This window comes from Bosea sp. (in: a-proteobacteria) (assembly GCA_023910605.1).
Lineage (GTDB): Bacteria > Pseudomonadota > Alphaproteobacteria > Rhizobiales > Beijerinckiaceae > Allobosea.
In genome coordinates this window covers 3,657,425-3,683,536 of sequence record JAAVVV010000001.1, presented here as the reverse complement: position 1 = coordinate 3,683,536, position 26,112 = coordinate 3,657,425, and the positions used below count along the sequence as shown (strand labels likewise).

The 26,112-nt window shown below is 65.3% G+C and carries 28 protein-coding genes and 3 pseudogenes; 17 read left to right on the top strand and 14 right to left on the bottom strand.

Going from position 1 to position 26,112, the window contains the following annotated elements; genetic code table 11:
- The first annotated feature begins 3 nt into the window (after positions 1–3).
- The 10 genes and pseudogenes from HEQ16_17810 to HEQ16_17765 all read left to right on the top strand — a co-directional run bounded on the left by HEQ16_17810 (position 4) and on the right by HEQ16_17765 (position 8,984).
- Positions 4–873, top strand: coding sequence for a Rieske 2Fe-2S domain-containing protein (locus HEQ16_17810; protein ID MCO4055863.1), 870 nt, complete (start codon positions 4–6; stop codon positions 871–873).
- Complete coding sequence (locus HEQ16_17805) at positions 870–2,048, top strand: hypothetical protein (protein MCO4055862.1); 1,179 nt, start codon at positions 870–872, stop codon at positions 2,046–2,048. The genes HEQ16_17810 and HEQ16_17805 overlap by 4 nt, the downstream gene beginning before the upstream one ends.
- Positions 2,045–4,390: a carbamoyltransferase HypF gene (gene hypF / locus HEQ16_17800; GenBank protein ID MCO4055861.1), complete on the top strand. Its 2,346-nt coding sequence runs from the start codon at positions 2,045–2,047 to the stop codon at positions 4,388–4,390. The genes HEQ16_17805 and hypF overlap by 4 nt, the downstream gene beginning before the upstream one ends.
- A complete protein-coding gene (gene hypC, locus HEQ16_17795) occupies positions 4,381–4,668 on the top strand; it encodes a HypC/HybG/HupF family hydrogenase formation chaperone (protein ID MCO4055860.1) in 288 nt (95 codons plus the stop codon). Before hypF ends, hypC begins: the two co-directional genes overlap by 10 nt.
- Positions 4,665–5,804: a hydrogenase formation protein HypD gene (gene hypD / locus HEQ16_17790; protein MCO4055859.1), complete on the top strand. Its 1,140-nt coding sequence runs from the start codon at positions 4,665–4,667 to the stop codon at positions 5,802–5,804. The genes hypC and hypD overlap by 4 nt, the downstream gene beginning before the upstream one ends.
- Positions 5,801–6,847, top strand: coding sequence for a hydrogenase expression/formation protein HypE (gene hypE, locus HEQ16_17785; GenBank protein ID MCO4055858.1), 1,047 nt, complete (start codon positions 5,801–5,803; stop codon positions 6,845–6,847). The genes hypD and hypE overlap by 4 nt, the downstream gene beginning before the upstream one ends.
- Before the next feature lie 28 nt (positions 6,848–6,875).
- A complete protein-coding gene (locus HEQ16_17780; protein ID MCO4055857.1) occupies positions 6,876–7,085 on the top strand; it encodes a hypothetical protein in 210 nt (69 codons plus the stop codon).
- 25 nt (positions 7,086–7,110) lie between these two features.
- Positions 7,111–7,353: a hydrogenase maturation nickel metallochaperone HypA gene (locus tag HEQ16_17775; protein ID MCO4055856.1), complete on the top strand. Its 243-nt coding sequence runs from the start codon at positions 7,111–7,113 to the stop codon at positions 7,351–7,353.
- Complete coding sequence (gene hypB, locus HEQ16_17770; protein MCO4055855.1) at positions 7,353–8,339, top strand: hydrogenase nickel incorporation protein HypB; 987 nt, start codon at positions 7,353–7,355, stop codon at positions 8,337–8,339. Before HEQ16_17775 ends, hypB begins: the two co-directional genes overlap by 1 nt.
- 390 nt (positions 8,340–8,729) lie before the next feature.
- Positions 8,730–8,984, top strand: a pseudogene (locus tag HEQ16_17765) (transposase).
- Here the strand turns inward: HEQ16_17765 and HEQ16_17760 are convergent.
- Positions 8,901–9,110 (bottom strand): annotated as a pseudogene (locus HEQ16_17760) (transposase). The pseudogenes HEQ16_17765 and HEQ16_17760 sit on opposite strands and share 84 nt — an antisense overlap.
- A gap of 122 nt (positions 9,111–9,232) precedes the next feature.
- Between HEQ16_17760 and HEQ16_17755 the strand changes: the two are divergent.
- From HEQ16_17755 to HEQ16_17735, 5 genes are all read left to right on the top strand, one after another.
- Positions 9,233–10,153, top strand: a complete 921-nt coding sequence (locus HEQ16_17755) for a PhnD/SsuA/transferrin family substrate-binding protein (GenBank protein ID MCO4055854.1) — start codon at positions 9,233–9,235, stop codon at positions 10,151–10,153.
- Positions 10,154–10,158: 5 nt separating this feature from the next.
- Positions 10,159–11,616, top strand: coding sequence for a HAMP domain-containing histidine kinase (locus HEQ16_17750; protein MCO4055853.1), 1,458 nt, complete (start codon positions 10,159–10,161; stop codon positions 11,614–11,616).
- Positions 11,606–12,127, top strand: a complete 522-nt coding sequence (locus HEQ16_17745) for a response regulator (protein ID MCO4055852.1) — start codon at positions 11,606–11,608, stop codon at positions 12,125–12,127. Before HEQ16_17750 ends, HEQ16_17745 begins: the two co-directional genes overlap by 11 nt.
- 193 nt (positions 12,128–12,320) lie before the next feature.
- A complete protein-coding gene (locus HEQ16_17740; GenBank protein ID MCO4055851.1) occupies positions 12,321–13,685 on the top strand; it encodes a molybdopterin-dependent oxidoreductase in 1,365 nt (454 codons plus the stop codon).
- 58 nt (positions 13,686–13,743) lie between these two features.
- Positions 13,744–14,115, top strand: a complete 372-nt coding sequence (locus HEQ16_17735) for a cytochrome c (protein MCO4055850.1) — start codon at positions 13,744–13,746, stop codon at positions 14,113–14,115.
- An 86-nt stretch (positions 14,116–14,201) separates the two neighbouring features.
- Here HEQ16_17735 and HEQ16_17730 read toward each other — a convergent pair whose 3' ends face one another.
- A complete protein-coding gene (locus HEQ16_17730) occupies positions 14,202–14,714 on the bottom strand; it encodes a transposase (protein ID MCO4055849.1) in 513 nt (170 codons plus the stop codon).
- Positions 14,715–14,838: 124 nt separating this feature from the next.
- Here HEQ16_17730 and HEQ16_17725 point away from each other — a divergent pair, with 124 nt between their 5' ends.
- Complete coding sequence (locus HEQ16_17725) at positions 14,839–15,294, top strand: SnoaL-like domain-containing protein (protein MCO4055848.1); 456 nt, start codon at positions 14,839–14,841, stop codon at positions 15,292–15,294.
- Between the two features lie 83 nt (positions 15,295–15,377).
- Here the strand turns inward: HEQ16_17725 and HEQ16_17720 are convergent.
- The 12 genes and pseudogenes from HEQ16_17720 to HEQ16_17665 form a co-directional block, all read right to left on the bottom strand.
- Positions 15,378–15,779: pseudogene (locus tag HEQ16_17720) on the bottom strand (transposase).
- Between the two features lie 140 nt (positions 15,780–15,919).
- Positions 15,920–16,732 (bottom strand): sulfur oxidation c-type cytochrome SoxA, encoded by an 813-nt coding sequence (gene soxA / locus HEQ16_17715; GenBank protein MCO4055847.1) that lies wholly within the window; start codon positions 16,730–16,732, stop codon positions 15,920–15,922.
- Positions 16,672–16,995 (bottom strand): thiosulfate oxidation carrier complex protein SoxZ, encoded by a 324-nt coding sequence (gene soxZ, locus HEQ16_17710; protein ID MCO4055846.1) that lies wholly within the window; start codon positions 16,993–16,995, stop codon positions 16,672–16,674. Before soxZ ends, soxA begins: the two co-directional genes overlap by 61 nt.
- Positions 16,996–17,004: 9 nt before the next feature.
- Positions 17,005–17,457: a SoxY-related AACIE arm protein gene (locus HEQ16_17705; protein ID MCO4055845.1), complete on the bottom strand. Its 453-nt coding sequence runs from the start codon at positions 17,455–17,457 to the stop codon at positions 17,005–17,007.
- Positions 17,458–17,459: 2 nt separating this feature from the next.
- The gene (gene soxX, locus HEQ16_17700) at positions 17,460–17,879 is read right to left on the bottom strand and encodes a sulfur oxidation c-type cytochrome SoxX (protein ID MCO4055844.1); all 420 of its coding nucleotides are present in this window, start codon (positions 17,877–17,879) and stop codon (positions 17,460–17,462) included.
- 4 nt (positions 17,880–17,883) lie between these two features.
- The gene (locus HEQ16_17695) at positions 17,884–19,146 is read right to left on the bottom strand and encodes an FAD-dependent oxidoreductase (protein ID MCO4055843.1); all 1,263 of its coding nucleotides are present in this window, start codon (positions 19,144–19,146) and stop codon (positions 17,884–17,886) included.
- Positions 19,146–19,403, bottom strand: coding sequence for a cytochrome C (locus tag HEQ16_17690; protein MCO4055842.1), 258 nt, complete (start codon positions 19,401–19,403; stop codon positions 19,146–19,148). The genes HEQ16_17695 and HEQ16_17690 overlap by 1 nt, the downstream gene beginning before the upstream one ends.
- A 35-nt stretch (positions 19,404–19,438) precedes the next feature.
- On the bottom strand, positions 19,439–21,631 hold the full coding sequence (locus HEQ16_17685) for a xanthine dehydrogenase family protein molybdopterin-binding subunit (protein ID MCO4055841.1): 2,193 nt from the start codon (positions 21,629–21,631) through the stop codon (positions 19,439–19,441).
- A gap of 5 nt (positions 21,632–21,636) precedes the next feature.
- Positions 21,637–22,137 (bottom strand): (2Fe-2S)-binding protein, encoded by a 501-nt coding sequence (locus tag HEQ16_17680; GenBank protein MCO4055840.1) that lies wholly within the window; start codon positions 22,135–22,137, stop codon positions 21,637–21,639.
- Between the two features lie 131 nt (positions 22,138–22,268).
- The gene (gene ureG, locus HEQ16_17675) at positions 22,269–22,898 is read right to left on the bottom strand and encodes an urease accessory protein UreG (protein MCO4055839.1); all 630 of its coding nucleotides are present in this window, start codon (positions 22,896–22,898) and stop codon (positions 22,269–22,271) included.
- Positions 22,895–23,599 (bottom strand): urease accessory protein UreF, encoded by a 705-nt coding sequence (locus HEQ16_17670; protein ID MCO4055838.1) that lies wholly within the window; start codon positions 23,597–23,599, stop codon positions 22,895–22,897. The genes ureG and HEQ16_17670 overlap by 4 nt, the downstream gene beginning before the upstream one ends.
- A gap of 18 nt (positions 23,600–23,617) precedes the next feature.
- Positions 23,618–24,475 carry an urease accessory protein UreE gene (locus tag HEQ16_17665; GenBank protein MCO4055837.1) on the bottom strand — a complete coding sequence of 286 codons (858 nt, stop codon included), beginning with the start codon at positions 24,473–24,475 and terminating at the stop codon, positions 23,618–23,620.
- A gap of 250 nt (positions 24,476–24,725) precedes the next feature.
- On the opposite strand from HEQ16_17665, the gene ispG reads away from it, so the two are divergent.
- Positions 24,726–26,030, top strand: coding sequence for a flavodoxin-dependent (E)-4-hydroxy-3-methylbut-2-enyl-diphosphate synthase (gene ispG / locus HEQ16_17660; GenBank protein MCO4055836.1), 1,305 nt, complete (start codon positions 24,726–24,728; stop codon positions 26,028–26,030).
- The last annotated feature ends 82 nt before the right edge of the window (positions 26,031–26,112 follow it).

Genomic DNA, 26,112 nt, shown 5'->3' with positions numbered 1-26,112 from the left:
GCCATGAAAGACGAGTCGGCCCCCGCCTCGGATGCACCCAGCCTTGACCGGCTGCTTGGCGATCTGCGCGCGCTGGAGGCACTGGCAGAGAATTGGGATGATTCTGCCCGCATGGGGGCGAAAGCGCAGGCCGAGGCGCTGGACGCGCTGAACGCAGAGGCCTTTCGCCGTCTGTTCCGCAGCCTGAAAGCTCAGCCGGGGTTTGGCCCCGCCCTGGTCGAGGCCGCGCGCGATGAGGTGGTCTATGCCGTTCTGCGCCGTCACGGGATTCTGAAGCCCTCGCTCTTCGAACGGGTCGAAGCGGCGCTGGAAACCGTGCGCCCTATGCTGGCCAGCCATGGCGGCAATGCCGAGGTGGCTTCCGTCGAAGGCTCACGTGCCGACATCCGCTTTCTGGGGGCCTGCGATGGCTGCCCGGCCTCGCAACTGACCTTCTACGCCGGTGTCAAGAAGGCCATTCAGGACGCGGTGCCAGAGATCACCGACGTGCGGCAGGCAAAGGGTCTGGGCGGCGGCGGGGCGGATACGGTGCATTTCACATCACCCTTCGCCGAGACCCTGGGAGGGGCCTGGCACAATGCGCTGGACCTTGCCCGCCTGCCCGACGGGGCGACCCTTTTTGAAATCGTGGGGGGCGAGGCAGTGATCGTCTCGCGCCATGGCAATAACGTCACCTGCTTTCGCAACGCCTGCGCCCATATGGGCGTCGAGATGACCGAAGGCGCGCTGGAGGGCGGCATCCTGACCTGCCCCTTCCACGGCTTTCGCTACGCGCTGGAAAGCGGCGAATGCCTGACAGCACCGGAAGTGCGGCTGCACGCCCATGCGGTGCGGGTGATCGGCAACCGCATCCAGATCAGGCTGGTGCCATGAGGGTATCGCTTTCTCCCTCTTTTTCGCCGATCAAGGCCGAGGGTACGGCAACCCAAGGCGCAGCCCTTCTCGACCCCAGGGGTGCGAGCGTTATCCTTGGCACCGATGGCGGAATGCTCGCCGAGCCCATCACCCCCGCGGCACACCGTCTGTTCGGCCCGCGCGGGGTATGCCTGCACCCCAACGGCTCGTTCTGGGTGGCCGACACCGGGCATCACCGGCTGCTGGGCTGGCAGAAGGTGCCCGAGGCGGACGACACGCCCGCAGATATCCTGGTCGGCCAGCCTGCATTCGGGCGCGAGGGGCGCAATGCCAAGGGGCCCGTCACGGCGGCCACGCTGAACGTGCCCACCGGGATCGCCGCTTTTCGCGGCGGACTTGCGGTCGCCGATCCCTGGAACCATCGCGTCCTGATCTGGCGGCGCCTGCCGACCGGACCGGACGACGCTGCCGATGTCATCCTGGGGCAGTCCACGCCCGACGGGGCGCTGGCCAATGGCAGGGCTGATGCGCCGACCGCCAGCACGCTGCACTGGCCCTATGGCGTAGCGGAGGTCGCCGGGCGGCTGGTCGTGTGCGACACCGGCAACCGTCGGGTTCTGGTCTGGGAGGACCCTCAGCACACCGGCCAGCCCGCCGATCTGGTTCTGGGGCAGGACAGCTTTACCTGCCGGGACGAGAATGCGGGGGCGGCGGTGTCGTCACGCTCGATGCGCTGGCCGCATATGGCGGTGGGTTGGCAGGGCGGCCTTGCTGTCGCCGATGCGGGCAACAACCGGGTGATGATCTGGACCGCACTGCCCGTGACCAATGGCCAGCCTGCTGATGCGGTGCTCGGCCAGGGCGCGATGCAGGATTGCGACCTGAACCGCGCGGCCTACTACCCCTCGTCGCTGGCGATGAACATGCCCTATGCGCTGGCGGTGCTGGGCGACCGGCTGGTGGTGGGCGACACGGCCAATTCACGCATATTGGGCTTTTCCGATACCGCCATGGGGGCCCATGCCGACCGGCTGACCGGCCAGCCCGATTTCGCCGCCAAGGGCGACAACCGCTGGGGCATGGCCATGCGCGACAGCCTGTGCTGGCCCTATGGCCTCTCGGCGCTTGGAAGCACGGTCGCGGTGGCCGACAGCGGCAACAACCGCGTTTTGATCTGGCGTGCAGCATCATGATCGGCACGCAGGTCATTGTCCGAGGCCAGGTGCAGGGCGTGGGCTTCCGCCCCACTGTCTGGCGTCTGGCGCAAGAGATGGGCCTTGCGGGCGATGTGAAGAACACGTCGGAGGGCGTCGTGATCCGCCTTTGGGGCGAGGCGGTCGAGACCTTCCCGGCCCGCCTGCACGCCAGCCTGCCCGCCCTGGCGCGGATCGAGGAGCTGCGGGTGGAGCCTTTGGAGGCCGAAGCGCCCACAGGCTTTGACATCGTCGCCTCGGAAGGCGGCGAGATGCGCGGCTCGGTCTCTCCCGATGCCGCCACCTGCGCCGATTGTCTTGCCGAGATACGCAGCCCGTTCGAGCGGCGCTATCGTTACCCCTTCACCAATTGCACGAACTGCGGCCCGCGCTTTTCCATCGTCACCGCAGCTCCCTATGACCGGGCCAACACGACCATGGCCCCCTTCGACCTCTGCCAGCCCTGCAACGCCGAGTATCGCAACCCCGCCGACCGCCGCTTCCACGCGCAACCGGTGGCCTGCGGCCGCTGCGGCCCGCAGATATGGATCGAAAAGCTGGGGCCGGGGGCGGTGCAGCACGAGGCGTTTTCGATGCTCGACGATATCGACGCCACAGGGGGCATGATCCTGAACGGCCATATCGTGGCGATCCGGGGGCTTGGCGGTGTGCATCTGGCTTGCGATGCGACCAATCCTGCGGCCGTGGCCGAGCTTCGCCGCCGCAAGGGCCGCGAGGGCAAGGCCTTTGCCCTGATGGCGCGCGATCTGGACGTGGTGCGCGGCTTCTCCGAGGTGTCGGACGTCGAGGCCGACACGCTTTCCAGTCCCGCAGCGCCCATCGTCCTCCTCCGCGCCCTGCCGAACAGCCTGCCCGACAGCATTGCCCCCGGCCTCGACCGGCTGGGCGTGATGCTGCCCTATACGCCCTTCTACCACATGATCCTGCGCCGGATCGGGCGGCCGGTGGTGATGACCTCTGGCAACCCCTCGGGCCAGCCGCAGTGCATCACCAATGCCGACACCCGCGAGCGTTTGGCGGGCATCGCCGATTTCGCCTGCCTGCATGACCGCGACATTGCCAATCGCATCGACGATTCTGTCGTCCGTGTCGACCTTGGCCGCCCCCGTCTGCTGCGCCGCGCGCGGGGCTATGCGCCCGCCGGTCTGCTCCTGCCTTCCGGGTTTTCGCGGGACGCGCAAGTGCTGGCGATGGGGTCCGAGGTGAAAAATACCTTCTGCCTGGTCAAGGAAGGCCAGGCCATCCTGTCGCAGCACATGGGCGATCTTGAGGATGCCGCGACCCACGCCGATACCGCGCGCAACCTTGATCTTTATACCCGCCTCTTCGACCATGCGCCCGATGTGATCGCGGTGGACAGCCACCCGCAGTACCTCTCCACCCAGGCCGGCTACGCCCGCGCCGGGGGGCGCCCCGTCGTCGCCGTGCAGCACCACCACGCCCATATCGCCGCCTGTCTGGCCGAGAATGGCCGCGCGCTGGACGCGCGCCCGGTTCTGGGCATCGCGATGGATGGCGCGGGGCTGGGCGATGATGGCACGATCTGGGGCGGCGAGTTTCTGGTCTGCGATTATCGCGGGTATCGGCGGGCGGGCAGCCTGAAGCCTGTGGCCCTGCCGGGTGGGGCGGCAGCGGTTCGCGAGCCGTGGCGTAATGCCTATGCGCATCTGATGGCCCAGATGGGCTGGGCGGAGTTTTCGATGAATTTCGAGGCTTTGCCGATACACCAGCGCTTGTCGGGAATTCCCCGCGCAACCCTGGATGCAATGATCGCCAAGGGTCAGAATACGCCGCTATCCAGCTCCTGCGGCAGGCTTTTCGATGCAGCGGCGGCGATCGCGGGCGTGGCATGGGGCCCGCAGAGTTATGAGGGCGAAGCCGCGATGCGGTTCGAGGCGACGATTGACCCGGCTGCGATGGAGGAGCCCGATGACCTCGCCTATCCGTTCTCCATCCCCCTGATGGGGGGGCGCGGCATGCCCTATATCGAGCCGCTGGCCGTCTGGCGCGCGATGCTGGGCGATCTGATCCTTGAAACGCCGGTTGGCGTGATCGCCGCCCGGTTCCATCGCGGTCTGGCCATGGCCATCGTGAAGATGGCCGAGCGGATCACCAAGGACACCGAGATCGACACCATCGCCCTGTCAGGCGGCTGCTTTCAGAACGCCACCCTCTTCGCCCTCGTGCATCAGGGGCTTGAGGCATCCGGCAAGCATGTTCTGAGCCATGCGAAAGTTCCCGCCAACGATGGCGGGCTGGCCCTTGGTCAGGCGCTCATCGCCCTGGCCGTCACCCAAACGGAAGAAACCCCATGTGCCTAGGCATCCCCGGACAGATCGTGGAAATCGCCGATGCCAGCCGAAAGCTCGCCATCGTCGAGGTGATGGGCGTGCGCCGCCAGGTCAACGTCGCCTGCATCCTGAAGGATGAACCGATCGAGGACCTGATCGGCGCCTGGTCGCTGATCCATGTCGGCTTTGCGATGAGCCGGATCAACGAGCAGGAGGCGGCGCTGACCCTCGACATCCTGCGCCAACTCGGCGAGGCGCAGGAGGAAATCGAGGCGATGCGCGCCTCCGAGCGGATGCTGGCATCATGAGATACGCCGACGAATTCCGCGACCCTGTCGCCGCGCGGGGGGTGCTGGCCGCCATAGCCCGGGTGACAGATGAGATCGGGGCGACCAAGGACAAGCCCGTCCACATCATGGAAATCTGCGGCGGCCACACCCATGCGATCTTCCGCTATGGGCTCGACAAGCTGACGCCTCCGGGCCTCGAATTCATCCACGGCCCAGGGTGCCCGGTCTGCGTGCTGCCGATGACCCGGATCGACGAATGCGTCGAAATCGCCGAACGGCCCGGGGTGATCATGACCACCTTTGGCGACGCGATGCGGGTGCCGGGGCGGCGGAAGTCGCTGATCCAGGCCAAGGCGGACGGGGCCGACATCCGCATGGTCTATTCGCCGCTGGACGCGCTTGAACTTGCTCGGCGGAACCCTGACCGCGAGGTGGTGTTCTTTGGCCTTGGGTTCGAGACGACAACCCCCTCGACCGCGCTGACCGTCCTTCAGGCTGCGGCGGACAACCAGACCAATTTCTCGATCTTCTGCAACCACATCACCGTGCCGCCGCCGATCAAGGCGCTGCTGGATGATCCGTATATGGTGCTGGATGGTTTTGTCGGCCCCGGACATGTGTCCATGGTCATCGGCATTCATCCTTACGATTTCATCGCGCGCGACTATGGCAAGCCCATCGTCGTGGCGGGGTTTGAACCCCTGGACCTGCTGCAATCGGTGCTGATGGTGCTGGAACAGATCCGCGATGGACGGGCCGAGGTGGAAAACCAGTATTCCCGCGTGGTGCCCGATGATGGCAACCCCGTCAGCATCGCCGCCTGCGCCGAGGTCTACGAGCCGCGCCCCAGTTTCGAATGGCGCGGCCTGGGAGAGATTGACGCCAGCGGCCTGCGCATCCGGCCGAAATATGCGGCCTTCGACGCCGAGGTGAAGTTCGGCATCGGCTATGGGCTTGGACCCCGTGCCGTCGCAGAACCCGACGGCTGTCGCTGTGGCGACGTGATGACGGGCCGGATCAAGCCGCATGCCTGCCCGCAGTTCGGCAAGGGCTGCACGCCGGAAATGCCGCTGGGGGCGCTGATGGTCAGTTCCGAAGGGGCATGCGCGGCGTACTTCCAGTATGGCGGCCTTCGGCTGGAGGAGGCGGTATGAACGCAGGCTTGCGTCCCGCCCGGCGTGTGGTGGCCGACCGGGTCACGCTGGCCCATGGCGGCGGCGGCAAGGCGATGCGCGATCTGATCGAGGATGTGTTCACATCCGTCTTCGCGCCTCCGGGAATGGAGGATCAGGCCCGCCTGATGCACCCCGCCTTGCTGGAACCCGGCGCGCAACTGGCCTTCACCACCGACAGCTTCGTTGTCTCGCCGATGGAGTTTCCGGGCGGCGATATCGGCGCGATCGCGGTCTGCGGCACTGTCAACGACCTTGCCGTGGGGGGCGCAAGGCCCCTTTGGCTGTCGGCTGCCTTCATCATTGAGGAAGGCGTTGCCATCACGACGCTGCGCCGCATTGCCGCATCGATGCAGGCGGCGGCCGATGCGGCGGGGGTGCGGATCGTGACCGGCGACACCAAGGTTGTCGGCAAAGGTTCAGGCGACGGAGTATTCGTCACAACCTCGGGCGTGGGCGTCATCCCGCCGGGGCGGAACCTGATCGCCGCTTCGGTGCAGCCCGGCGACATCGCCATCGTCAACGGCGTCCTGGGCGACCACGGCGCGGCGATCCTTGCCGCACGCGGTGACATGGCGCTGACCACCCATATCCAATCCGATTGCCAACCGCTCAACCACCTGATGGAGGCCGTCCTGGCCGCCGCTCCGGGCGTTCGGGCGGCACGGGATGCCACACGCGGCGGGCTTGCCTCCGCGCTGAACGAGATCGCCGACGCGGCAGGCGTGGCGATCGAGATCATGGAAGCCGATCTGCCCTTGCGCGCCGAAGTGAAGGGTGTGTGCGAGATCCTGGGCCTCGATCCGCTCTATCTGGCCAACGAAGGCACGCTGGTGCTGTTTGTGCCCCCCGATCAGGCCGGGGCCGCGCTGGCCGCCATGCGCGCCACCCCTGCCGGGAGCGGCGCCTGCATCATCGGGCGCGCCACTGCGGCTCATCCGCGCACTGTGGTGATGAAGACCGTCTTCGGCGGCGGGCGCATCGTCGACATGCTGGTTGGCGAACAATTGCCGAGAATTTGCTGAACCTATCAAAAACAGGAAAGGGACGATCATGAGGAAACAACTGACAGGTGAGGGAGCCGGCGCCGGGTCGTTCCTGAGCTACGCCGCAGGCTTCGTGGTTGCGACCTCGCTTCTGCACGCCGTCGGGGTCGTGCTCGGCCTGATGCTGGAACGGCTTGGCAGCGGGCTTGCCCTCAACTCACGGCGGCTGGCAGGCGCGACGGGCGCCCTTGCCGGGGCCGCGATCCTGATCGGGTAATCCCGGATGAAGAAGGGACGCACACATGCATGAGCTTGGCATGGCCCGCAGCATTGCGGCCATCGTGGCCGAACATGCACGCGGGCGTCCCATCAAGACGGTGCGCGTGGCCATTGGCCCGCGCGCCTGTATCGAGCGGGGGGCGCTGGCCTTCTGCTGGGACATCGTGACCGAGAACACGGGCCTGGCGGGGGCCATACTCGGCTTTGTCGAGGCCGAGGGGGATACCTTCACGGTCAAGGATTTCGAAATCAGGGAGAATGCTTGATGTGTGGCGTGTGCGGCTGTGCCGATCCGAAAAGCGAGGTCTTGATGACGGATGTCGAAACTGGCGTGACGCGAAAGATACGCGATGCCGGCCAGACGCTTGCCGAGGCGCACGCCTTTGCCCACGCCCACGGCCTCCCGCATGACCACCTGCATGCGCATGACCACGGGCACGATCACGGGCATGACCACGGGCACCCGCACAGTCATACGCATCACCATAGCCATGGGCACGATCACGACCATGATCATAGCCACGGCCATACCCATGAACATCACCATTCCCACGACCACGAGACTCTGCAGGCCTCGGCCCCTGAACCCCGGATCGTGGCGCTGGAGGCAGCGATACTTGGCAAGAATGATGCCATTGCCGCCCGCAACCGGGGCTGGTTCGAGGGCCGTGAGGTGCTGGCGCTGAACTTCGTGTCCTCGCCCGGTTCGGGCAAGACCGCCCTTCTGGAAGCCACAATCAAGGCGCTGAAAGGTCAGGTCGCGATCTCGGTCATCGAAGGCGACCAGATGACCACGAACGACGCCAATCGCATCCGCGCGGCCGGGGCTCCGGCCATTCAGGTCAACACCGGTGCGGGCTGCCACCTTGAGGCCGACATGGTGGCCCAAGCGGCGCGCGCGCTGAACCCCGCGCCTGGCTCGCTTCTTCTGATCGAGAACGTGGGCAACCTCGTGTGTCCCGCGATGTTCGATTTGGGCGAGGCGATGAAGATCGCCGTGATCTCGACCACCGAGGGCGAGGACAAGCCGCTGAAGTACCCCCATATGTTCCGCGCCGTGGGCATTGTGATCATCAACAAGATGGACCTAGCTCCGCATGTCGGCTTTGACGAGGCCGCCTGCCGCGCCAACATCGCGACTGTAAATCCGAAAGCCGAGATCATCGGGGTTTCCGCGCGGACCGGCGAGAACCTTGGCGCCTGGACAGACCGGCTCCGGTCCCTTCTGGCAGAGGCTAAAGCACGGTTCTGACGCGGGGCCTGGCCGGACGCCGCGGGGGCCTGGCCGTGGGCAAGATTGACTGACGCCCATCCCGCGCCACCGAAGCGCTGTTTCGAGCCCGCAGTTGCGCTTGGGAGTCGAACATCTTGCCTGACTGAAGAGCAGGAGTTTGCCCCTCCGGGCCGTAGTCTCATCACTGCATAAAGCCAGATGCGGATTGAGGCGGAGTTCACGGCGGCGAGGGCGTTTTCGGCCCTTTTGCCGAAATGGCCGGCGATCCGACGGAATGGCCTGATCGTGTTCAAGAAGCACCCGATCAGGGCGTGGAGACTGCTGGCGAGTCCGCCTCATGAATGAACCGGGGCTGTCAGGATTTGCCTGTGCCGGCGGTCATAATGGATCGGATGGAGGTTCCGCGCGATCGCCAGGAATCAGCGCAGGTTCCCGGGCTTCGACGACAAGATCGTGTCGATGTATGCCCGCGGCATGAGCGCCCGGGAGATCGTTGGGCATCTGCGCGAGCTCTACGGCATCGAGGTCTCGCCCGATCTCATCAGCGCCGTCACCGACGCGGTTCTCGACGGGATCGCGACCTGGCAGGCAAGGCCGCTGGCCACCGCTCGAAGCGATGAAAAGGATCGCTCCCACCACATCATGCATGTCTGTGGTTCTGGGCCGACCGCCGTGCCTGGCGGGAGGAAGCATCGGCGCGATCAACGCCCATTCGCGGTCGGTCAGATCGCTTGGAAAACGCAAGCGATCACGGTTATGCTCAGCACGAACGGCAGCAGTCCAGGTCATCGGAAACCCCATTTGATCCAGAACCAAAAGGGAATCACAACCTGCTGATATCGCTCAACTACTTTTGAATAGGGCTATAAGACCGCCAACTTGTGAGGCGGCCTGACCGGGGAGGTCGTGACGTGGGCGCGCCAGCATCGGCGGAAGGTTTTGTTGCGCACCAGCAAGGCGCAGGAACGGCGTCCCACTTCAGCCGGAGGGCTGCGCTGGCGGCGCTGGCGGCGCTGGCGGCGGTCGCGGCGCCTATTCCGCGTGGGGCAGCCGATCAGCCATTCCGGTTTGGCCTGACGCCTGTCTTCCTCACCTCCGACCTGGCATTGCTTGAGGGCCTCCAGTCTTATCTGTCGGAGGCAATGGGGCGGGAGGTTCGTCTGGTGCTGCGCCGCACCTATCAGGAGATCACGGCGGAGCTTGTCTCTGGTCAACTCGACGCTGCGTGCATCTGCGGATACCCGTTCATCGCCTATCGCGACCGGCTCGCGCTTGTTGCCGTGCCATCCTGGCGGGGGCGGAACGTCTATCAGGCGTATCTGATTGCTGGCAGCGACCGGCCTGTGGCGAACGTTGACGACCTGCGCGGCGACACCCACGCCTTTTCCGATCCCGACTCCAACTCCGGCTTTCTTGTCACCCGCGCCCTCCTGGCAGTGCGGGGCCAGCGGCCGGAAGGGTTCTTCGCCCGGAATTTCTTCACCTATGGCCATCGCAACGTAGTGCGAGCCGTCGCGTCAGGCCTCGCGCGCTCCGGGTCGGTGGATGGCTATGTCTGGGAGGTGCTAAACGAAGTTGAACCGGAGCTGACAGCCCGCACGCAGGTCGTATGGCGCTCCGAGTGGATGGGCTTTCCGCCCATTGCAACAGCAACAGCTCTGACGGAGGCCGAGCAGACCAGGCGCTTCCAGGCAAGTTTGGCAGGCATGTCAATGCAGCCAACAGGCAGACGGTTGCTCGCCATGCTCAGGCTCGACGGCTTCGCTGCGGCCGATCCAGCGCTGTTCGACGGGATCGCACAGCTGGTCGCGAGCGTCAGGCGGGCGGAATGAGACGCATGGCTGGCGTAGCCATCAACCCGTTGCGGTGGCCCCTTGTGGTCAAGGCGCCCATGCTGTTTGCCGCATTCATGGTCGCTGTCAGCGCCGTGCTCACCAATGCGCTTCTCTCGCGCCTGGCCGACACGCAGCAGCGTCAGCTTGCCCAGATCGCGAGCGTTTACCTCGAAAGCCTCGCTTCCGCGATCACGCCCTACGTTTTGCGCGACGATGTGTGGGAGATTTTCGACGCAATCGAGCGCAGTCGCTTGGTCGGCGCAAAACTGGGCGTGCGTCACGTCATTGTCGTCAATCCTGGCGGCCGCGTCCTTGCTTCCGATGATCCGCGCGGCTTCGCTGTTGGCGAGGATGCGACCCGAAGACTGCCAGCTTTCGCAGCCGGCCAGACGCTTCAAATCAATGAGAGCCGCGGCGTCGCCTCCGCCTTGAAGCCATTGCGTTATCAGGACCGGTTCATCGGGCAGATCTTTGCGAACTTCGACATTTCCGGCCAGCTCGGGGAGCGCAGCGAGGTGCTGCGCACCCTGCTTCTTACGAACGCACTGATAGCGCTCGTCCTGGCAGCCCTCGGATACTGGCTGATCCGCCGGATGCTTGCGCCACTCAAGATGCTGTCCGATCACCTCGACCGAAGCGCGGATGGAAGTGTCGTGACTGTGGCGCTGCCTGCTGGCATGCCCGCCTACAGCGAATTTGGCCGTCTCTTCGTCCGTTTCAACGCCATGGCAGAGGCGCAGAATGAGCGCGAGGCGTTGGGGCGGCAGCTTGCGGAAGAGGAAAAGCTTGCAAGTCTTGGCCGGCTGGCCTCCGGCATGGCGCACGAGATCAACAATCCACTTGGCGGCCTGTTCAACACCATCGACACGTTGAAACTGCATGGCGCGAAACCAGCGATCCGCGCGTCCTCGCTCGACCTGCTCGAGCGCGGATTGCGCGGCATCAGGGACGTGGTCAGGACAGCGTTGGCCACCTATCGGTCCGATCGCGACCAGCGCGACCTGACCCCAAGCGACCTGGACGACATGCGCCTGCTGATTGGACCCGAAGCATCGCGCAAGGGGCTTCGGGTGGATTGGAGAAACGGGTTGACGGAGCCAGTGCGGCTCCCGGCTTCTTCGGTGCGCCAGATTTTGCTCAACCTTTTATTGAACGCGACCGCCGCTTCCCCCGCGGGGGGTCGGCTGCGCGTTGCAATCTGGACCACAGAGGTTGCGTTGTCCCTGGAGGTCGAGGACGAGGGCGATGGGCTGCCGCAGCCCGCCGCGCACTTGCTTATGGGCAAGACGGACCAGCCCGTCGCAGCCACCGCTGGCGTGGGTCTCGGACTTTGGCTGACCCGTCGACTGATCGTCGAACTGCGCGGGGCGGTGGATGTCGCACGGGGAATGGAGGGCGGCGCCCTTGTGCGGATCACCTTCCCGATCGCCGAACCGGAGGCCTTGAAGCATGTCGCCTGAGCGTGATGTCCGGATCGGCCTGGTCGAGGACGACCCGATCATGGGCGAGTCCCTCGTCCAGCGCCTCCAGATCGAGGGGATCGCTGTCACATGGTGGCGGACTCGCAGCGATGCGGTGAAGGCTTTGTCCACGAGCACGCCCGATCTCGTGGTCTGCGATCTAAAGCTGCCGGATGGCAAAGGCGAGGATGTCTTCATGACCGCGCATAGCCGAAACGGGACTCCGTTCCTGTTCATGACGGCCTTCGCAGACATCGAGCAGGCAGTGCGTCTGATGAAGGCGGGCGCCGGCGATTACATCACCAAGCCGTTTGAAATGGCACATTTGCTGGAACGGATCAGGCTGCTGCTGGGCCGCCATGTCAAGCCGTCAACACCACCCAGTCTGAGAGCCGCACGCGGCGAGGCGGAGCGACTGCAGATCGAGCGGATCATGCTGGAGACAGGGGGCGCGTGGGCGAAGCAGCGAAGCGTCTGGGCGTTTCGCGGACGACGCTCTGGAACCGGATGAAGCTTCTTGGCCTCGAGAAGTGAAGCAGTGTTCAAATTTTTAAACAGAGAACCCGCCCTCGGTTCAATTTTCCTGACAAATAATTGAAATATATAGCGTTTATGCGGTTCATGCTTGCCTTGAACCAGACTCCTGCGGATGATGTGGCGGGCTCAAGGAGTTGCGCCCGACAAAACCGATCCGGAGGGATGCCATGGGTTCGAAACGCCACGAAGCGGAAGATGCCGCCACTGTTCAACGGGTCCTCAGGGAAGGGACCAATCTTGACCGCCGCAGTCTGTTCGTATCGGCCGCTGCCTTCGGCGCGGCCGCAGCCACCCCGGCTCTGGCGCAGGCGCCAGCTGCGGCTCCCGCAGCTGCGCCGGCAGCCCCGCCGCGCCGTGCGATCCTGAAGGACGACAGCCGCGTCCTCAACATCGGTGCGACCGTGAGATCGGGCAACTACTGGGACTTCACGACCTTCATGACTCCGATCGAGGAGTTCTACGTCCGCAACCATTATCCAACGCCGACGGTCGAACGCAGCCCGATGTTGGCGCGCGAGAACTGGAAGCTGAAGGTCCATGGCGCTTCGGTCTCGAATCCGCTCGAGATCAGCTACAACGACCTGCTCAAGATGCCGTCGCGCACGATCATCGCCACGATGGAATGCCATGGCAACGGCCGCACCCTGTTCTGGGAGCAGGGGGGATTCTCCGGGCAGGAGGTAGCCGGCGGCAACTGGGTGATGGGCGCGGTAGGCCAGGCTGAATGGCAGTATGTGCCGATGAGCGAGATCTTCGCGCGCTGCGGGGTGAAGCCAGATGCCGTAACCGTGCTGTTCTGGTCCGGCGTGGACGGCAATGACATGGGCCGCCCGATGCCCTTCGCCGACATCGCAGCGCGGGCCGATGACATCGGCGTCTGCTATGCCATGAACGGGAACCCCCTCACGCCCGATCACGGCGCGCCGGTCCGCATCGTGGTCCCGGGTTGGGGTGGCACGGCGTCGATCAAGTGGGTCACCGAGATCCGCATCACCGACAAGCGGATATGGTCGCGGCTCAACACCAAGGGCGAGGTGTATATCGGTTCGAGCTACGCGGCCCCGACATTCGACGCCAATGCTGACGAGTTCCTGCCGGGCATCACGCCGGCCGACATCAAGGGGCCGATGGTCACCTGGATGCCGCCGAAATCGACATTGACAATCCCGCTGGTGCTGGAGAAGTCGCCCTCCGTGCCGGCGAATTACCCACTGAAGCGCGGCGAAGTGCCGAAGCTCAGCGCTGGCCGCCAGACGATGCGGGGCTATGCCTGGGCGCCGCAGCACGGCGTGAACGCGGTCGAATACCGCATCGACGGCGGCCCGTGGCAGCGGGCGACGATCCAGCAGCCGAACCTCGGCAGGTACACCTGGGTCCGCTTCAGCTTCCCGTGGGATGCACCAAAAGGTCAGCACGCGATCGAGACGCGCACGACGGACAATGCCGGCGTTTCCCAGCCGGAACAGATTCCGTTGAACACGCTTGGAATGGCCAATTGGTCCATCCCCAAGTTCCGGGTCGAGGTGGTCTGAGGGGTGTGTGGCGGCTCCTTGGAGCCGCCACACCCTTTTGCCTGACGGATAGAAGCGAATGATCAGAGAAGTATTGATTGTCACGGCCTCGCTGGCCGCAGCGCCCGCAGTCGCGCAGGACAGCGCCCAGGTTGCGCAAGGGCGCGCCCTCTATGCCGAGCACTGCGTCCTGTGCCATGGCGCGGATGGCAAGCGCGGCGAAGCTTTCCAAACGCCGATCTGGGGAAATGGAACCATGATCGCATCGAAGTTCGGACATGCGCAGGGCCTGTTCGAGTATCTTCAGATGCTGATGCCTTTTCAGGACCCTTCGCTCGTCACGGACGAGCAGAAGCTGGCGGTGGTCGCCTACATGCTTGCCAACCACGGCGCGATTCCGCGAACCGGTGAAGTGGCGCCGTCCAACCTCGCGGGCATCGCGATCAAGTGACGGCGCGCTCCAGCGCCTTGCTCCTTGCCGGCATGAACAGCGCGCGCGGCGAGGTCGCGCCATACTCGGCCAGCCATAGGCCCCTTTCATCTCGGTAAAGACCGCCCGGATATGGACCAGAAGCGCCATATCGCGGATGCGTCCCGGCTGATGCGGCGCTTTGCTCCGTGTCCGATGCTGATGGTAGATGGTAGCCGCTGGCGCTCACGGCCAGAACCCGGCATTGCACAGTGATCGGCCAGAGGCTCTCGTGTCGCTCGACAAAGGCGTATCTCTACTTTCGACTCTCTCGCAAGATACGCCGCCGCTTTCTTCAGGATATCGCGCTCCATCCGCGTCTTCGCCAGATCGGCCTTCAGCCGCGCAATCTCCATTTGGTCCGCGTTTACAGGCTTGCCTTTGGCTTCCTTCAGACCGCCGACCGCGTCCGCCTTCATCCAGTTGTCAATCGATTGCGCCGATACGCCCAGTCCCCTTGCAACCGACGACAGCGACTGACCGCCACGCACCAGCCGAACAGCCTCCTGCTTGAACTCCAGCGTATAGCGCGCCCGCACGATTCCCGTGATGTCCGTTCCTCCAAAACCGATGATACACATTCAGCCCTGGGAGACGTTCTTCAGGGGGCAAGGTCATTTATTGTTGCGCATCGCAGTAAAGGTGGCTAGAAAATCTTTCCTAGTTTGAATTCCGATTCACTCTCTTTGTCAGGAAGCAAAACTTATGGTGCGTTCAAGCCGAATTCGGTTGTCATTGATATCCGCGTGCATCTTGGTGGCTGCTCCCGCGGCTGCTGACCAAACGCCCAAGCAAATCGTGACAGCATTTTTCGATCTCGCTTTCGTACAACGCAAGCCCGAAGAAGCAGCGCTGAAGTACATCTCAGCCGACAAATACATCCAGCACAACCCAAATGGCGCTGACGGTCGGGCAGCTTTTATCGCAGGGTTTGCCGCCTACGTCCAAAAAACAAATTTCCGTTGTGAGATTAAGAGAGTGATTGCCGAAGGCAGCCTCGTGGTTGTCCACAATCATTGCAAGGTTAACCCTGCCGACGTCAACGACCGGGGAAGCGCCGTTGTTGACATTTTCCGTGTTGATAACGGCCTGATAGTCGAACACTGGGACGTAGAACAGGCAGTTCCAGAAAAGTCCAATAATCGCAACACTATGTTCTGATAGGATGGCAGCCTTTTCGTGCGGCACGCGCCCCAAAGCACTGGGGCAGTAGCGCAACCGAACCTGGCTCACAAGAGCCCGGTTCAAAAGTTCACGCGCAGATCGAGTATCTTGCGTCGCGTGAGCATGCGGATGCTGGCGATATGGACGAAGGCTGTGGAGCTTTCGATGGATTTCTCCCAGTCCTTGGCAAGACGGCGGCATCGATTGAGCCATGCGAAGGTTCGCTCGGCCACCCGGCGGCGGGGCAGGACCACGAAGCCCCTTGCGGCATCGGATCGCTTGACGATTTTGATTGTCCAGCGGCCATGGCGGCCCATGGCGTCCTTCAATTGGTCGCCTGCGCAGCCGCCATCGGCGAAGATGTGACGCAGCCACGGACAGCGGAAACGGATCGCCTTCAGCAGGTCAGGAGCGCCATCACGATCCTGAATGCCGGCCCCGCGGATCAGCACGAAGATCGGCAAGCCGGGTGTGCCGGTCAGATCGCCTGGAAAACGCAAGCGATCACGGTCATGCCCGGCACGAGCGATAGCAGCCCAGGCAATCGGGAACCCCATTTGATCCAACACCGAACGGGAATCGTAAAATTCTGATATCCCTCAACTATTTTTAAATCGGGTTGTCAGGGACGGACGCCGGGCGACTCGATCATCATGCCGGCCGCCCTGTCGCGCAGATAGGATTCCAGCGCGACCATTTCGGGCGAACCATAGAGATAGGGCCGCGCCCGCACGCCGGTGAGGCAGCCGCGCAGGCGCCGTTGCAGCGACCCCAACGACTGCCATTCGAGGCGATAGATCGGATAGGCGGTCGGATGGGCCTCGGGAATCGGCGCGGACCCGAGCCTCTGACCGGCGTTGTCGTCGTGGCAGTGGCGGCAGGCGAGGTTGAGCCGTCCCAGCCGCTGGCCGTAAAGCTCGCGCCCTTGCGCAACCGCCGGCGCGATCCTGGGATCTGAGGGCGAGATGCGCATCCCTCGCGACTGCAGCGCGACAAAGGCCGCGAGCGCAAGCAGTTCGCGGCTCTCCCACGCAAAAGGCTCAGCCTTCTGGCGTTCCGTCCGGCAAGAGCGGATGCGGCCTTCCAGCGTGATCGCCTGACCGGTCGCGACGTCGAATGCCGGGTGCCGTGCCGCCGCTCCGCTCATGGAGGAGCGCGCATCGCCGTGGCAGCCGGCGCAGGCGGGCGCTCCTCCGGGCGGCGACGCGCTCCAGAGGGCTTCTCCTTCCAGAACCGACAGCATGGCCGGATTTGCGCCGTCGTCGGCCTGCATGGCGCGGGCCTCGGGGCTCATGAACTCCGCGCCAGAGCGCCTCATGTCCTGCGCCGCTGCGGGCAAGTTGATCAGCATCGCCAGCGCCGCCAGGAAAACCTTCATGCCTCGACCGTCATCAAGGCGGAATCGCTTTCCGAGCGGCCCTTGTCGTCGATCCATCGGAAGGTCACGGCCCCGGTCCTGGTCGCGACAGTCGAGAAGGCCAGGAACGGATTGGCCGACATGGCGGGGTAGAGGTCGGCTGCGAAAACCACAGCGCCGTCATAGGTGCAGACAACCCTGTTGATGATGTCGCGCGGGACGAAGCCGCCATTTGGGATCGGCCGGAAGCCGGTTTCCATGACATGCTGGATGAGGATGCGGATCTCGACGATCTCGCCCTTCTTCGCGATCTTCGGCACGCTGATCAGGGCTTTCGCCATGTCCTTGTCCTATTGCTCGATGCACGCGGGAAGCGTCACAATCAGATCGGCCGTGCCTGACCAGAGCGAACCGTCGCTCATTTCGGCGATGGCCGCGATCCGCTGTGAGTCGCCGAGCCGGATGCGGGTCGATATCCTGGCCCGACCGGCACGAGGGCCGAGCTCGAACGTCGCGACATTGGGCTGCGGGTTGCGCTCGTTGAAGACAGCGATCCGCTTCACGTGATCACCCTCGGTCATGGGGCTGTCGATCTCGATCGTCAGCGGCACGGCGTTGCCATTTTCGACCAGGGCCGGGACGGTGAGCGCGACGCGGCCAGGCCGCACCGGCGCGCCTCTCGCAAATGCCTCCATCGCGCTCGCCATCGAGGCGGGCGTCGCCGCCGCCGGCCCGACGGCGACCGCCGCCAGGGCGCAGAGCAGGATATCACGGCGGCTCGCCAGGATACTGGTTTCAGCCATGGTCAAGGCTCCCGCAAAGTCGACAGGAAGGCAACAATGTCTTCGATGTCCTGCGCATGAAGCAACGGAACGTCCGGTCCCGCAGCGCGGACAAGACCTTCGGCGCTGAAATAGGGCGGCATGATGGTGTCGGGGTTGACGACGCGGCTGTCGATCATGCGTTGCCGGAGTTCATCCGGACGCAGTCTGGAGCCGACGCCGGCCAGGCTCGGCGCGATGGTGCCTTGAAAGAGCATCTCGGGGAAGTCGCCCGAATGACACAGCAGGCACATGCCCCTTTGCCGATTGACGACGATGGCGCGGCCACGGGCCGGATCCGCTGCCGAGGCCGTCAAGGGCTGATCCGGCGCGATGGCGGACGCCACCGCGGCAGGCGCGGTCAACAGACCGGCAAGCGCCAGCGCGCCGCATGCCGCGGCCATCAGGCTAACCGAAAACATCGGCGGTGATCCTGCGGAACCAACCCTCGGCATAGGCGGCTTCCGCCCGCCTCGCATTCCGCCCGGCGTCGGCTGCGCTGGCGCCGCCCGCGCCGGCGATGTCTGCGAAGAGTCCGTTGGCTGCTGGCCGGTAGACCCCGGCGACCGATATGCCGTAATCGGGCGCGACGAGGCTGTAACAAGTGTTGATGAGGCGCGGCTCGGGCGGCGCAACGCCGGCTGCCAGCGCCGCAATCGCCTCCGCAGCTGCCAGCGCCTCGCCATGGGCGGCGAAGGCGGATTTCGGGATCGCGCCCATGATCGCGGCGTCGCCGACGACATGGATTCCCGGACGCAGGCGTGACTCGAACGTCATGGGATCGATGGGGCACCAGCCCGAGCGATCCGCCACGCCTGCCGCAACGGCGATGGGGGCCGCTCGCTGGGGCGGGATCACGTTGACGACGTCGCCTCGGTGGCGACCGAACTCGGTCACCAGACTCATGGCGCCAACATCGACCTCGGTCACCTTGCCGCCTCCCGATAGCGGCACCCATTCGATCAGGCCCGGGTAGAGTTCGGCCCAGGCTGCCTGGAACAGCGATCTCTTGGAGAATGCGTCCTTGGCGTCGAGCAGGATGAGCTTGGCGCGCGGATTATGGCGCTCCAGGAAATGCGCGATCAGGCTTGCCCGCTCGTAGGGCCCCGGGGGGCAGCGATAGGGATTGGCGGGGATCGCCATCAGCACCGTGCCGCCCTCCTTCATCGCCGCGAGCTGGCGCGCGAGAAGCGCCGTCTGGGGGCCGGCCTTCCAGGCATGCGGCATCGTTTCCTCGGCGCCGGCAGCATAACCCGGCAGGGCGCCATCGACCCTCGCCTCGATGCCCGGCGCCAGAACCAAACGGTCATAGGAGAGCGCATCGCCCGTCTCGAGCCGAATCTGGCGCTCCTCGGCGTCGATAGCGGAAGCCGCGGCCGTCACGAGGCGGATGCCAGCCTTCCTCAACCCCTCATAGCCGAAGGTCTGCGCGCTCATGCTCCGCAAGCCGCCGATCACCGCATTGGACAAGGGACATGCGACGTAGGCGGCGGAAGGCTCGACCAGGGTTACATCGAAACCCCTGGCGGCGAGCGCGCGCGCCGCCGCGCCGCCGGCGAAGCCGCCGCCGACCACGGCTATCGCTGGCCGACGAGCCTGACTAATGGCCGGCGATGCCATCGCCGCGGCGAGCGCACCGCTGACCGCGGCGCGTCTGGTCATGCCTTGCATCATCGGTTCGCCAGCCAGCGCGCGATGGCGTCGAGTTCGTCGTCGCTGAAGCCGCGGGCGATGCGGCCCATCAACGTGGCGGGCCGGTCGCCTGTCTTGAAGCCGCGCATCGCGGATGCGATCTGCTCGGCGCTCTGTCCGGCAAGCGAAGGCATCGCGCTGTCGCCGCCAACTCCGTGGCACCCTGAACAAGCGATGGCGCCCGCCGGCGGCGCAGCGGGCGCGGCCCACGCCGGCTGAAGGAACGCCGCCGCCATGAGGGCAGCGCAGAAAACACCCTGCGCCGACCTGATCATGCCCGCCTGAGATCCGTCTTGACGAGCGGGAACTCGCGGACGCGCTTGCCGGTCGCAGCGAAGATGGCGTTCATCACCGCGGGCGCGGCGACGAAGATCGTCGGCTCGCCGACGCCACCCCAGAAATCGCCCGAAGGCATCAGGATGCTCTCGACCTTCGGCATGTCGGCCATCCGCAGGATCGGATAGGTGTCGAAGTTGAGTTGCTCGACACGGCCGTCCTTGACCGTGATTTCGCTGAACAGGATCGCCGAAAGCCCATACGCGAACGAGCCTTCGATCTGCGCCTCCACCTGCTGCGGGTTGACCACATGGCCGGAATTCGTGGCGGCCACAATCCGGAGGATCTTCAATTCCCCGGACGGCGAGACGGAAACCTCGGCGCAGGCCGCGACATAGGACCCGTAGCCCATGTGCTGGCAGATGCCACGGAACACTCCCGGCGCCGTCGGCGTCCCCCAGCCCGCCTTCTCGGCGACTGCGTTCAGCACGGCGAGATGCTTGGGATGGTTCGCCATCAGCCTGCGGCGGAAGGCAAGGGGGTCCTGGCCCGCAGCATGGGCGAGTTCGTCGATGAAGCACTCGGTGTAGATGGCGTTCTGGTTGTTGTTGACGCCGCGCCAGAAGCCCGCAGGCACGCCGGGATTGCGCATGGCGTGGTCGATCAGGAGGTTCGGCACCGTATAGCCGAACTGACCCTCCGCGCCGGCAGGATTGAGCCCCTGGAACACGATCGGATCGCGCCCATTCTGGAGAGCGTTGGGATTGACGGTGGCCAGGATGGACTGGCCGGAGATGCGCATGCGCAGGGCCACAAGATTGCCGTCAGCGTCCAGTCCGCCCGTCAGCCTGGCCATTGTCACAGGATGATACCAGCCATGGGCCATGTCCTCCTCGCGCGACCAGATCAGCTTGACCGGGATTCCGGGCAACTGCTTTGCAATCTGCACGGCCTGGCGGACGAAGTCGTGGCTGGTCGCACGTCGGCCGAAGCCGCCGCCGAGATGCTGGCGGTAGACCTCGCATTGTCCAATCGGCAGGCCGGATGCCGAGACAGCCGTGGCCAACGCGGATTCACCGTTCTGCGTCGATGTCCAGACCTCGCAGCGCGAGGGCGTCCAGAGTGCCGTCGCATTCATCGGCTCCATCGTCGCATGGTGCTGATGCGGCACCTGATACGTGGCCTCGATGACGCGGGCGGCGCCGGCAAGGCCGGCCTTCACGTCGCCGCGCTCGTTGCCGACAAAGGCCTCGCTGGCCTCGAGCCCCTCGCGAAGGGTCGCAAGGACGGCGGGCGTGTTCATCCCGGCGTTGGCCCCTTCGTTCCAGGCGACGGGAAGAGCTTCCAGCGCCTTCCTGGCGCGCCACCACGTATCCGCCACGACGGCGACCGCGTCGTCCCCGACCTGGAGAACGGCCTTGACGCCGGCCATCCCCTTCACCTTGTCGGCATCGAAGCTCGCGACCTTGCCGCCGAAAACGGGGCAGGCCTTGATGGCTGCGTTCAGCATGCCGGGCTGCCTGAGGTCGATCGAGTAGAGCTGTTTGCCGTTGATCTTGTCAGGCGTGTCGAGGCGCTTCAGCGACTTGCCGGCGATGGTCCAGTCCTTCGGATCGCGGAGCGCGATTTCGGTTGGCGCCTGCAGCTTCGAAGCCGCATCCGCCACCTTGCCATAGGTCGTCGATCGGCCCGATGCGGCATGCGTGACGACGCCCTTCTCGGCCCGGCAATCCGCAGCGGGAACGCCCCATTGATCAGCCGCAGCCTGCACCAGCATCATCCGCGCGGCTGCGCCGCCCTTGCGGACGTAATCCTGGGATTGGCGGATGCCCTGGCTGCCGGCGGTCTGGAAGTTGCCCCAGACGCGGTTGCGCGCGACGTTCTGGCCAGGTGTCGGATATTCCCACGTGACCTTGGACCAGTCCGCGTTGAGTTCTTCGGCGACGAGTTGGCAAAGGCCGGTGAGCGTTCCCTGTCCCATCTCGACGCGGGCGATGCGTACGACGATTGTGTCGTCGGGGCGGATCAGCACCCATGCGTTGATCTCCGGGGTCGCAGCCTGCGCGGCCGCTTCGCCGAGTGGCAAGGCCATGCCTATGGACAATCCGCCAGCGGCGGCGGCGACGAGGAAGCCCCGACGGGACAGCTGGAAATCGGTGATCGAAGAAGATGGGTGCGGCTGCGTCATGACGATCACCCTGCGCTCAATTCGGAGGCGCGCTTCACCGCAGCGCGGATGCGGTTATAGGTGCCGCAACGGCAGATGTTGGTCATCGCTTCGTCGATCTGCGCGTCGGTCGGCCTGGGGAATTCCTTCAGCAGGGCGACGGCCGCCAGGATCTGTCCGCTCTGGCAATAGCCGCATTGCGGCACATCGAGTTCTGCCCAGGCGCGTTGCACTGCGTGCGACGAATCCGCCGAGAGACCCTCGATGGTGACGATCTTCTGTTCGGGTTTGAAATCCGACACGGGGAAGGCGCAAGATCTGGTGGGCACGCCGTCGACATGGACCGTGCAGGCCCCGCAAGCGGCCACGCCGCAGCCATATTTGGTGCCCGTGAGGCCGATCTGCTCGCGGATGGCCCAGAGAAGGGGAGTATCCGGTTCCGCATCTATCTCCCGGATCGCGCCATTGACGTTAAGACGAACCATGAATTCCTCCGCGTATGCCGCCGCTTTCGGCTTGCGACGCATGATAGAGCTTTGTCGGGCGCTGACAATCATCGACCTCGGAGGGCCATCTACGATGCCGAACCGAAGCTTCGGGTTTTCAGCCGGCGCGCTCACCAGGGCAGGATTGCTGAGCGCAGAACGATGATCGACCGTCAGCACCCCTTGCGCCTGAGCCCGCCGGCCTCTTCGATGAAGGCGCGGATCTCGGCGAGGCCCTGGCCGGTCTTCATGTTGGTGAAGACGTAAGGGCGCTTGCCGCGCATCAGTCCGGCGTCGCGGTCCATCACCGAGAGATCGGCGCCGACATGGGGCGCCAGATCGATCTTGTTGATCGCGAGCAGGTCGGAGCGTGTGATGCCGGGGCCGCCCTTGCGTGGAATCTTTTCGCCAGCCGCGACATCGATCACGTAGATGCACAGATCGGCCAGCTCCGGCGAGAAGGTGGCGGCGAGGTTGTCACCGCCCGATTCGATCAGGATGAGGTCGAGCGCGGGAAAGCGCCGCCGCATCTCGGCCACGGCCGCAAGGTTGATGGAGCAATCCTCGCGGATGGCTGTGTGCGGGCAGCCGCCGGTTTCGACGCCCATGATGCGCTCCACGGGCAGGGCTCCGGCCACGGCGAGAAGCCGGGCGTCCTCCTTGGTGTAGATGTCATTGGTGATGGCGCACAACTCGTACGCGTCGCGCATCGCCTTGCACAGCATCTCCATGAGGGCCGTCTTGCCGGAGCCGACCGGGCCGCCGATGCCGACCCGAAGCGGGCCGTTAGGGGAAGCATTCATGAACGGAACAGCCTCGAATACTGGGTTTCGTGCCGCAATGAGGCGACATCCGAGCGGAACGCGCAAGCGCCGAGATCATCCAGCCCCGAATGCCGCGCTGCCCTGGCCAGGGCCGCCACGGCCGGCATGAGCGCGGCCAGCACCTTCTGGCCATCAGTCTGCCCCAGGATGCCGAGGCGCACCGCCGCCGAAACCAGATTGGCCACAAATCCGAGCCCGAAGGCCGGAAGCAGTTCCTCGAGCGGCACGCGATGGCCCGCGCCGGCGACCGCCACCGCCACGGGATAGGGCACGTCCTCGTCCCATGAGGCGGCAAAGGCGTCGAAGGCGGCGCAGTCATGGGCCGCGCGGCTGGCGAGGATGAAGGCGTTGCCTTGCGTGACAGTCTCCATGCGCCGCTCGGACGAACTCGCCATGGCGAGGGCAAGCTCGGCGACCGAGGCAAGCGCCGCCCAGTCATCCTCCATGCCAGCCCGCCAGGAGGCGGCCAGCAGGATGGAATCCTGACGACCGGCGCCATGCTCGACCAGATCGGTCAGCCAGGCGCGAAGGCCGTCGGCATCGACGATCTGCCCGGCTTCCTGAGCCCATTCGAGGCCATGCGAATAGGCGAAGGCGCCGACCGGATAGGAGGGTGAAAACCAGGCCAGCAGGCGCAGTTGATGCTCGCTCACGCCGCTGGCCGCGATGCCGGCCTCCATGGGACGGTCTGGCGGGCCTCAGTGGTCATGCCTGGCCCGTGCCGCATGCCCGTGAGCATGGTCGTGATGGTGGGCGTGATCGTCGCCGTGAGCGGCACGGTGATGGTCATGGTCATGATCGTGGCCATGGGCGTGAGCATGATCGTGGCTGCCGGCGCCACGGGGCGTGGCGACATCGAGCACGTCGTGGGAATGCTCGTGATGATGGTGGTCATGACCACAGCCGCAATCGGGGCCGTGCGCATGCGCCGCATGTTCATGGGCCTCGTGTTCATGGGCCGCGTGTTGATGGGCCGCGTGTTCATGCGCCTCGTGTTCATGCGCCGCGTGTTCATGGGCCGCGTGTTGATGGGCCGCATGCTGATGGGCCGCATGGTCATGGCCATGATGGTCATGGCCATGTGCGTGTTCCGCGTGATCGTGCCCCGCGTGGTCGTGCCCGGCATGGTCATAGGCGCCGCGCTCGGGCTTGAAGGGACGCATCACCTTTGCGATCGAGCAGCCCTGGCCGCGGATCATCTCGGCCAGAACGTGGTCATGTTCGATGTAGAGCGCGTCAGCGGTGATCTCGGCCGGCGTATGTCGGTTGCCGATATGCCAGGCCAACCTCATCAGCCGCAGAGGGTTCTCGGCGCGCACCTCAAGCAGTTCCTGCTCCGCTGCGCTGACCGCGATCAACCGGCCATCCTCGAGCTTCAGGCCATCGCCCTCGCCGAGAACGCCGGCCTTGTCGAGATCGAGCAGCACGTCGAGGCCGCCGACGGTGCGCAGCATTGCGCGGCGGCGCTGGCGGCCCTCATGGTCAAGGACCACGGTGTCGGCAATCTTGTCGGCCCTGACGGCCGGCTTGCGGATGACGGAAGTGGCGCGGAGCATGGCGTGGTCCTTTGTTCCTGTTGCGTGAACATGTAACAAGTCGCGGGCCGAGTGCAACGGCGCGCGCCCTGGCGTGTTGGTGACGCTCAGCTGCCGGCGCAGGGGGAGATGGCGGCATCCGGCCCTCTCCCGGCTTGACGCCAGCAGCGGTCTGGGCAAGTTCTCTATGGGCAAGGTCTTTCTGGGCGAGGCCTTTGCCGTGTCAGGGACACGGGCGCGTGCTTCCCAAGCTCGAAGAGTGAACCATCCGATGAACGACCTTTCCGGCGAACTGGCCCTGGCTGCAGCCGTGGCTGCAGCGGGTCCCCGTGCGCGCCACAGGAGCGTGCCGGTCGACATAGGCGGTGTGACGGTGGGCGGCGGCGCGCCGATCGTCGTGCAGTCCATGACCAACACCGACACGGCCGACATATCCGCCACGGTCGCGCAGGTGGCGGCGCTGGCGCGGGCCGGCTCGGAACTGGTGCGGATCACCGTTGATCGCGAGGAGGCGGCTGCGGCCGTGCCCCATGTGCGCGACCGGCTGGCGCGCATGGGCGTCAATGTGCCGCTGGTCGGCGACTTCCATTACATCGGGCACAAGCTGCTCGCCGACCATCCGGCCTGCGCCGAGGCGCTCGCCAAGTATCGCATCAACCCGGGCAATGTCGGTTTCAAGGACAAGAAGGACCGTCAGTTCTCGCAGATCGTCGAAATGGCGATCCGCCACGGCAAGGCTGTCCGCATCGGCGCGAACTGGGGTTCGCTCGACCAGGAGCTGCTGACGCATCTGATGGACATCAACGCGGGTTCCGAGCGCCCGCTCGAGGCGCGGGCCGTCACGCGCGAGGCCATGGTGCAGTCGGCGCTGCTGTCTGCGGCGCGGGCCGAGGAGATCGGCCTGCCGCGCAACCGCATCGTGCTCTCGGCCAAGGTGTCGGGCGTGCAGGACCTGATCTCGGTCTATCGCGAGTTGGCCCGCCGCTCGGATTACGCCATCCACCTTGGCCTCACCGAGGCAGGCATGGGCTCCAAGGGCATCGTCGCCTCCTCTGCCGCGCTCGGCGTGCTGCTGCAGGACGGCATCGGCGACACAATCCGCTTTTCGCTCACGCCGGAGCCGGGCGGCGACCGCTCACTTGAGGTCAAGGCAGCGCAGGAGCTGCTCCAGACCATGGGCTTCCGCGCTTTCGTGCCGCTGGTGGCGGCCTGCCCCGGCTGCGGGCGCACCACATCCACCGTCTTCCAGGAGCTGGCGCGCGACATCCAGAACTGGATCCATGCGTCCATGCCGGAGTGGAAGTCGCGCTATCCAGGCGTGGAGTCGCTCAATGTCGCGGTGATGGGCTGCATCGTCAACGGCCCGGGCGAGTCCAAGCATGCGGACATCGGCATCTCGCTCCCCGGTACGGGAGAGGCGCCGACAGCGCCCGTGTTCGTCGACGGACGGAAGACGACGACCTTGCGCGGCCCCACCATCGCCGCCGAGTTCAAGACGATGGTGGAAGCCTATATCGAGACCCGCTATGGGATCGGGGCTGCGGGCCGCGCCGCGGATCGCTTCGAGATGAGCTGATGGGCGCATGTCCCCCGCTTCGGCCGCATTTGAATGGTTGGCGGGATGTGCTAGAGCCGGCATCCTTTTGTTGCAGTGCCGC

Excerpts from the sequence above, each read along its gene's own strand:
- HEQ16_17685 (MCO4055841.1), bottom strand. The coding sequence starts at position 21,631 with ATGACGCAGCCGCACCCATCTTCTTCGATCACCGATTTCCAGCTGTCC.
- HEQ16_17810 (MCO4055863.1), top strand. The coding sequence starts at position 4 with ATGAAAGACGAGTCGGCCCCCGCCTCGGATGCACCCAGCCTTGACCGG.
- hypD (MCO4055859.1), top strand. The coding sequence starts at position 4,665 with ATGAGATACGCCGACGAATTCCGCGACCCTGTCGCCGCGCGGGGGGTG.
- HEQ16_17780 (MCO4055857.1), top strand. The coding sequence starts at position 6,876 with ATGAGGAAACAACTGACAGGTGAGGGAGCCGGCGCCGGGTCGTTCCTG.
- hypF (MCO4055861.1), top strand. The coding sequence starts at position 2,045 with ATGATCGGCACGCAGGTCATTGTCCGAGGCCAGGTGCAGGGCGTGGGC.
- soxX (MCO4055844.1), bottom strand. The coding sequence starts at position 17,879 with ATGGCCGCGGCATGCGGCGCGCTGGCGCTTGCCGGTCTGTTGACCGCG.
- HEQ16_17740 (MCO4055851.1), top strand. The coding sequence starts at position 12,321 with ATGGGTTCGAAACGCCACGAAGCGGAAGATGCCGCCACTGTTCAACGG.
- hypB (MCO4055855.1), top strand. The coding sequence starts at position 7,353 with ATGTGTGGCGTGTGCGGCTGTGCCGATCCGAAAAGCGAGGTCTTGATG.
- HEQ16_17750 (MCO4055853.1), top strand. The coding sequence starts at position 10,159 with ATGGCTGGCGTAGCCATCAACCCGTTGCGGTGGCCCCTTGTGGTCAAG.
- HEQ16_17735 (MCO4055850.1), top strand. The coding sequence starts at position 13,744 with ATGATCAGAGAAGTATTGATTGTCACGGCCTCGCTGGCCGCAGCGCCC.
- HEQ16_17745 (MCO4055852.1), top strand. The coding sequence starts at position 11,606 with ATGTCGCCTGAGCGTGATGTCCGGATCGGCCTGGTCGAGGACGACCCG.
- ispG (MCO4055836.1), top strand. The coding sequence starts at position 24,726 with ATGAACGACCTTTCCGGCGAACTGGCCCTGGCTGCAGCCGTGGCTGCA.
- HEQ16_17680 (MCO4055840.1), bottom strand. The coding sequence starts at position 22,137 with ATGCGTCGCAAGCCGAAAGCGGCGGCATACGCGGAGGAATTCATGGTT.
- HEQ16_17705 (MCO4055845.1), bottom strand. The coding sequence starts at position 17,457 with ATGGCTGAAACCAGTATCCTGGCGAGCCGCCGTGATATCCTGCTCTGC.
- HEQ16_17670 (MCO4055838.1), bottom strand. The coding sequence starts at position 23,599 with ATGGAGGCCGGCATCGCGGCCAGCGGCGTGAGCGAGCATCAACTGCGC.
- ureG (MCO4055839.1), bottom strand. The coding sequence starts at position 22,898 with ATGAATGCTTCCCCTAACGGCCCGCTTCGGGTCGGCATCGGCGGCCCG.
- hypC (MCO4055860.1), top strand. The coding sequence starts at position 4,381 with ATGTGCCTAGGCATCCCCGGACAGATCGTGGAAATCGCCGATGCCAGC.
- soxZ (MCO4055846.1), bottom strand. The coding sequence starts at position 16,995 with ATGGCGAAAGCCCTGATCAGCGTGCCGAAGATCGCGAAGAAGGGCGAG.
- HEQ16_17695 (MCO4055843.1), bottom strand. The coding sequence starts at position 19,146 with ATGCAAGGCATGACCAGACGCGCCGCGGTCAGCGGTGCGCTCGCCGCG.
- HEQ16_17690 (MCO4055842.1), bottom strand. The coding sequence starts at position 19,403 with ATGGCGGCGGCGTTCCTTCAGCCGGCGTGGGCCGCGCCCGCTGCGCCG.
- HEQ16_17730 (MCO4055849.1), bottom strand. The coding sequence starts at position 14,714 with ATGTGTATCATCGGTTTTGGAGGAACGGACATCACGGGAATCGTGCGG.
- HEQ16_17665 (MCO4055837.1), bottom strand. The coding sequence starts at position 24,475 with ATGCTCCGCGCCACTTCCGTCATCCGCAAGCCGGCCGTCAGGGCCGAC.
- HEQ16_17775 (MCO4055856.1), top strand. The coding sequence starts at position 7,111 with ATGCATGAGCTTGGCATGGCCCGCAGCATTGCGGCCATCGTGGCCGAA.
- hypE (MCO4055858.1), top strand. The coding sequence starts at position 5,801 with ATGAACGCAGGCTTGCGTCCCGCCCGGCGTGTGGTGGCCGACCGGGTC.
- HEQ16_17805 (MCO4055862.1), top strand. The coding sequence starts at position 870 with ATGAGGGTATCGCTTTCTCCCTCTTTTTCGCCGATCAAGGCCGAGGGT.
- soxA (MCO4055847.1), bottom strand. The coding sequence starts at position 16,732 with ATGGATCGACGACAAGGGCCGCTCGGAAAGCGATTCCGCCTTGATGAC.
- HEQ16_17725 (MCO4055848.1), top strand. The coding sequence starts at position 14,839 with ATGGTGCGTTCAAGCCGAATTCGGTTGTCATTGATATCCGCGTGCATC.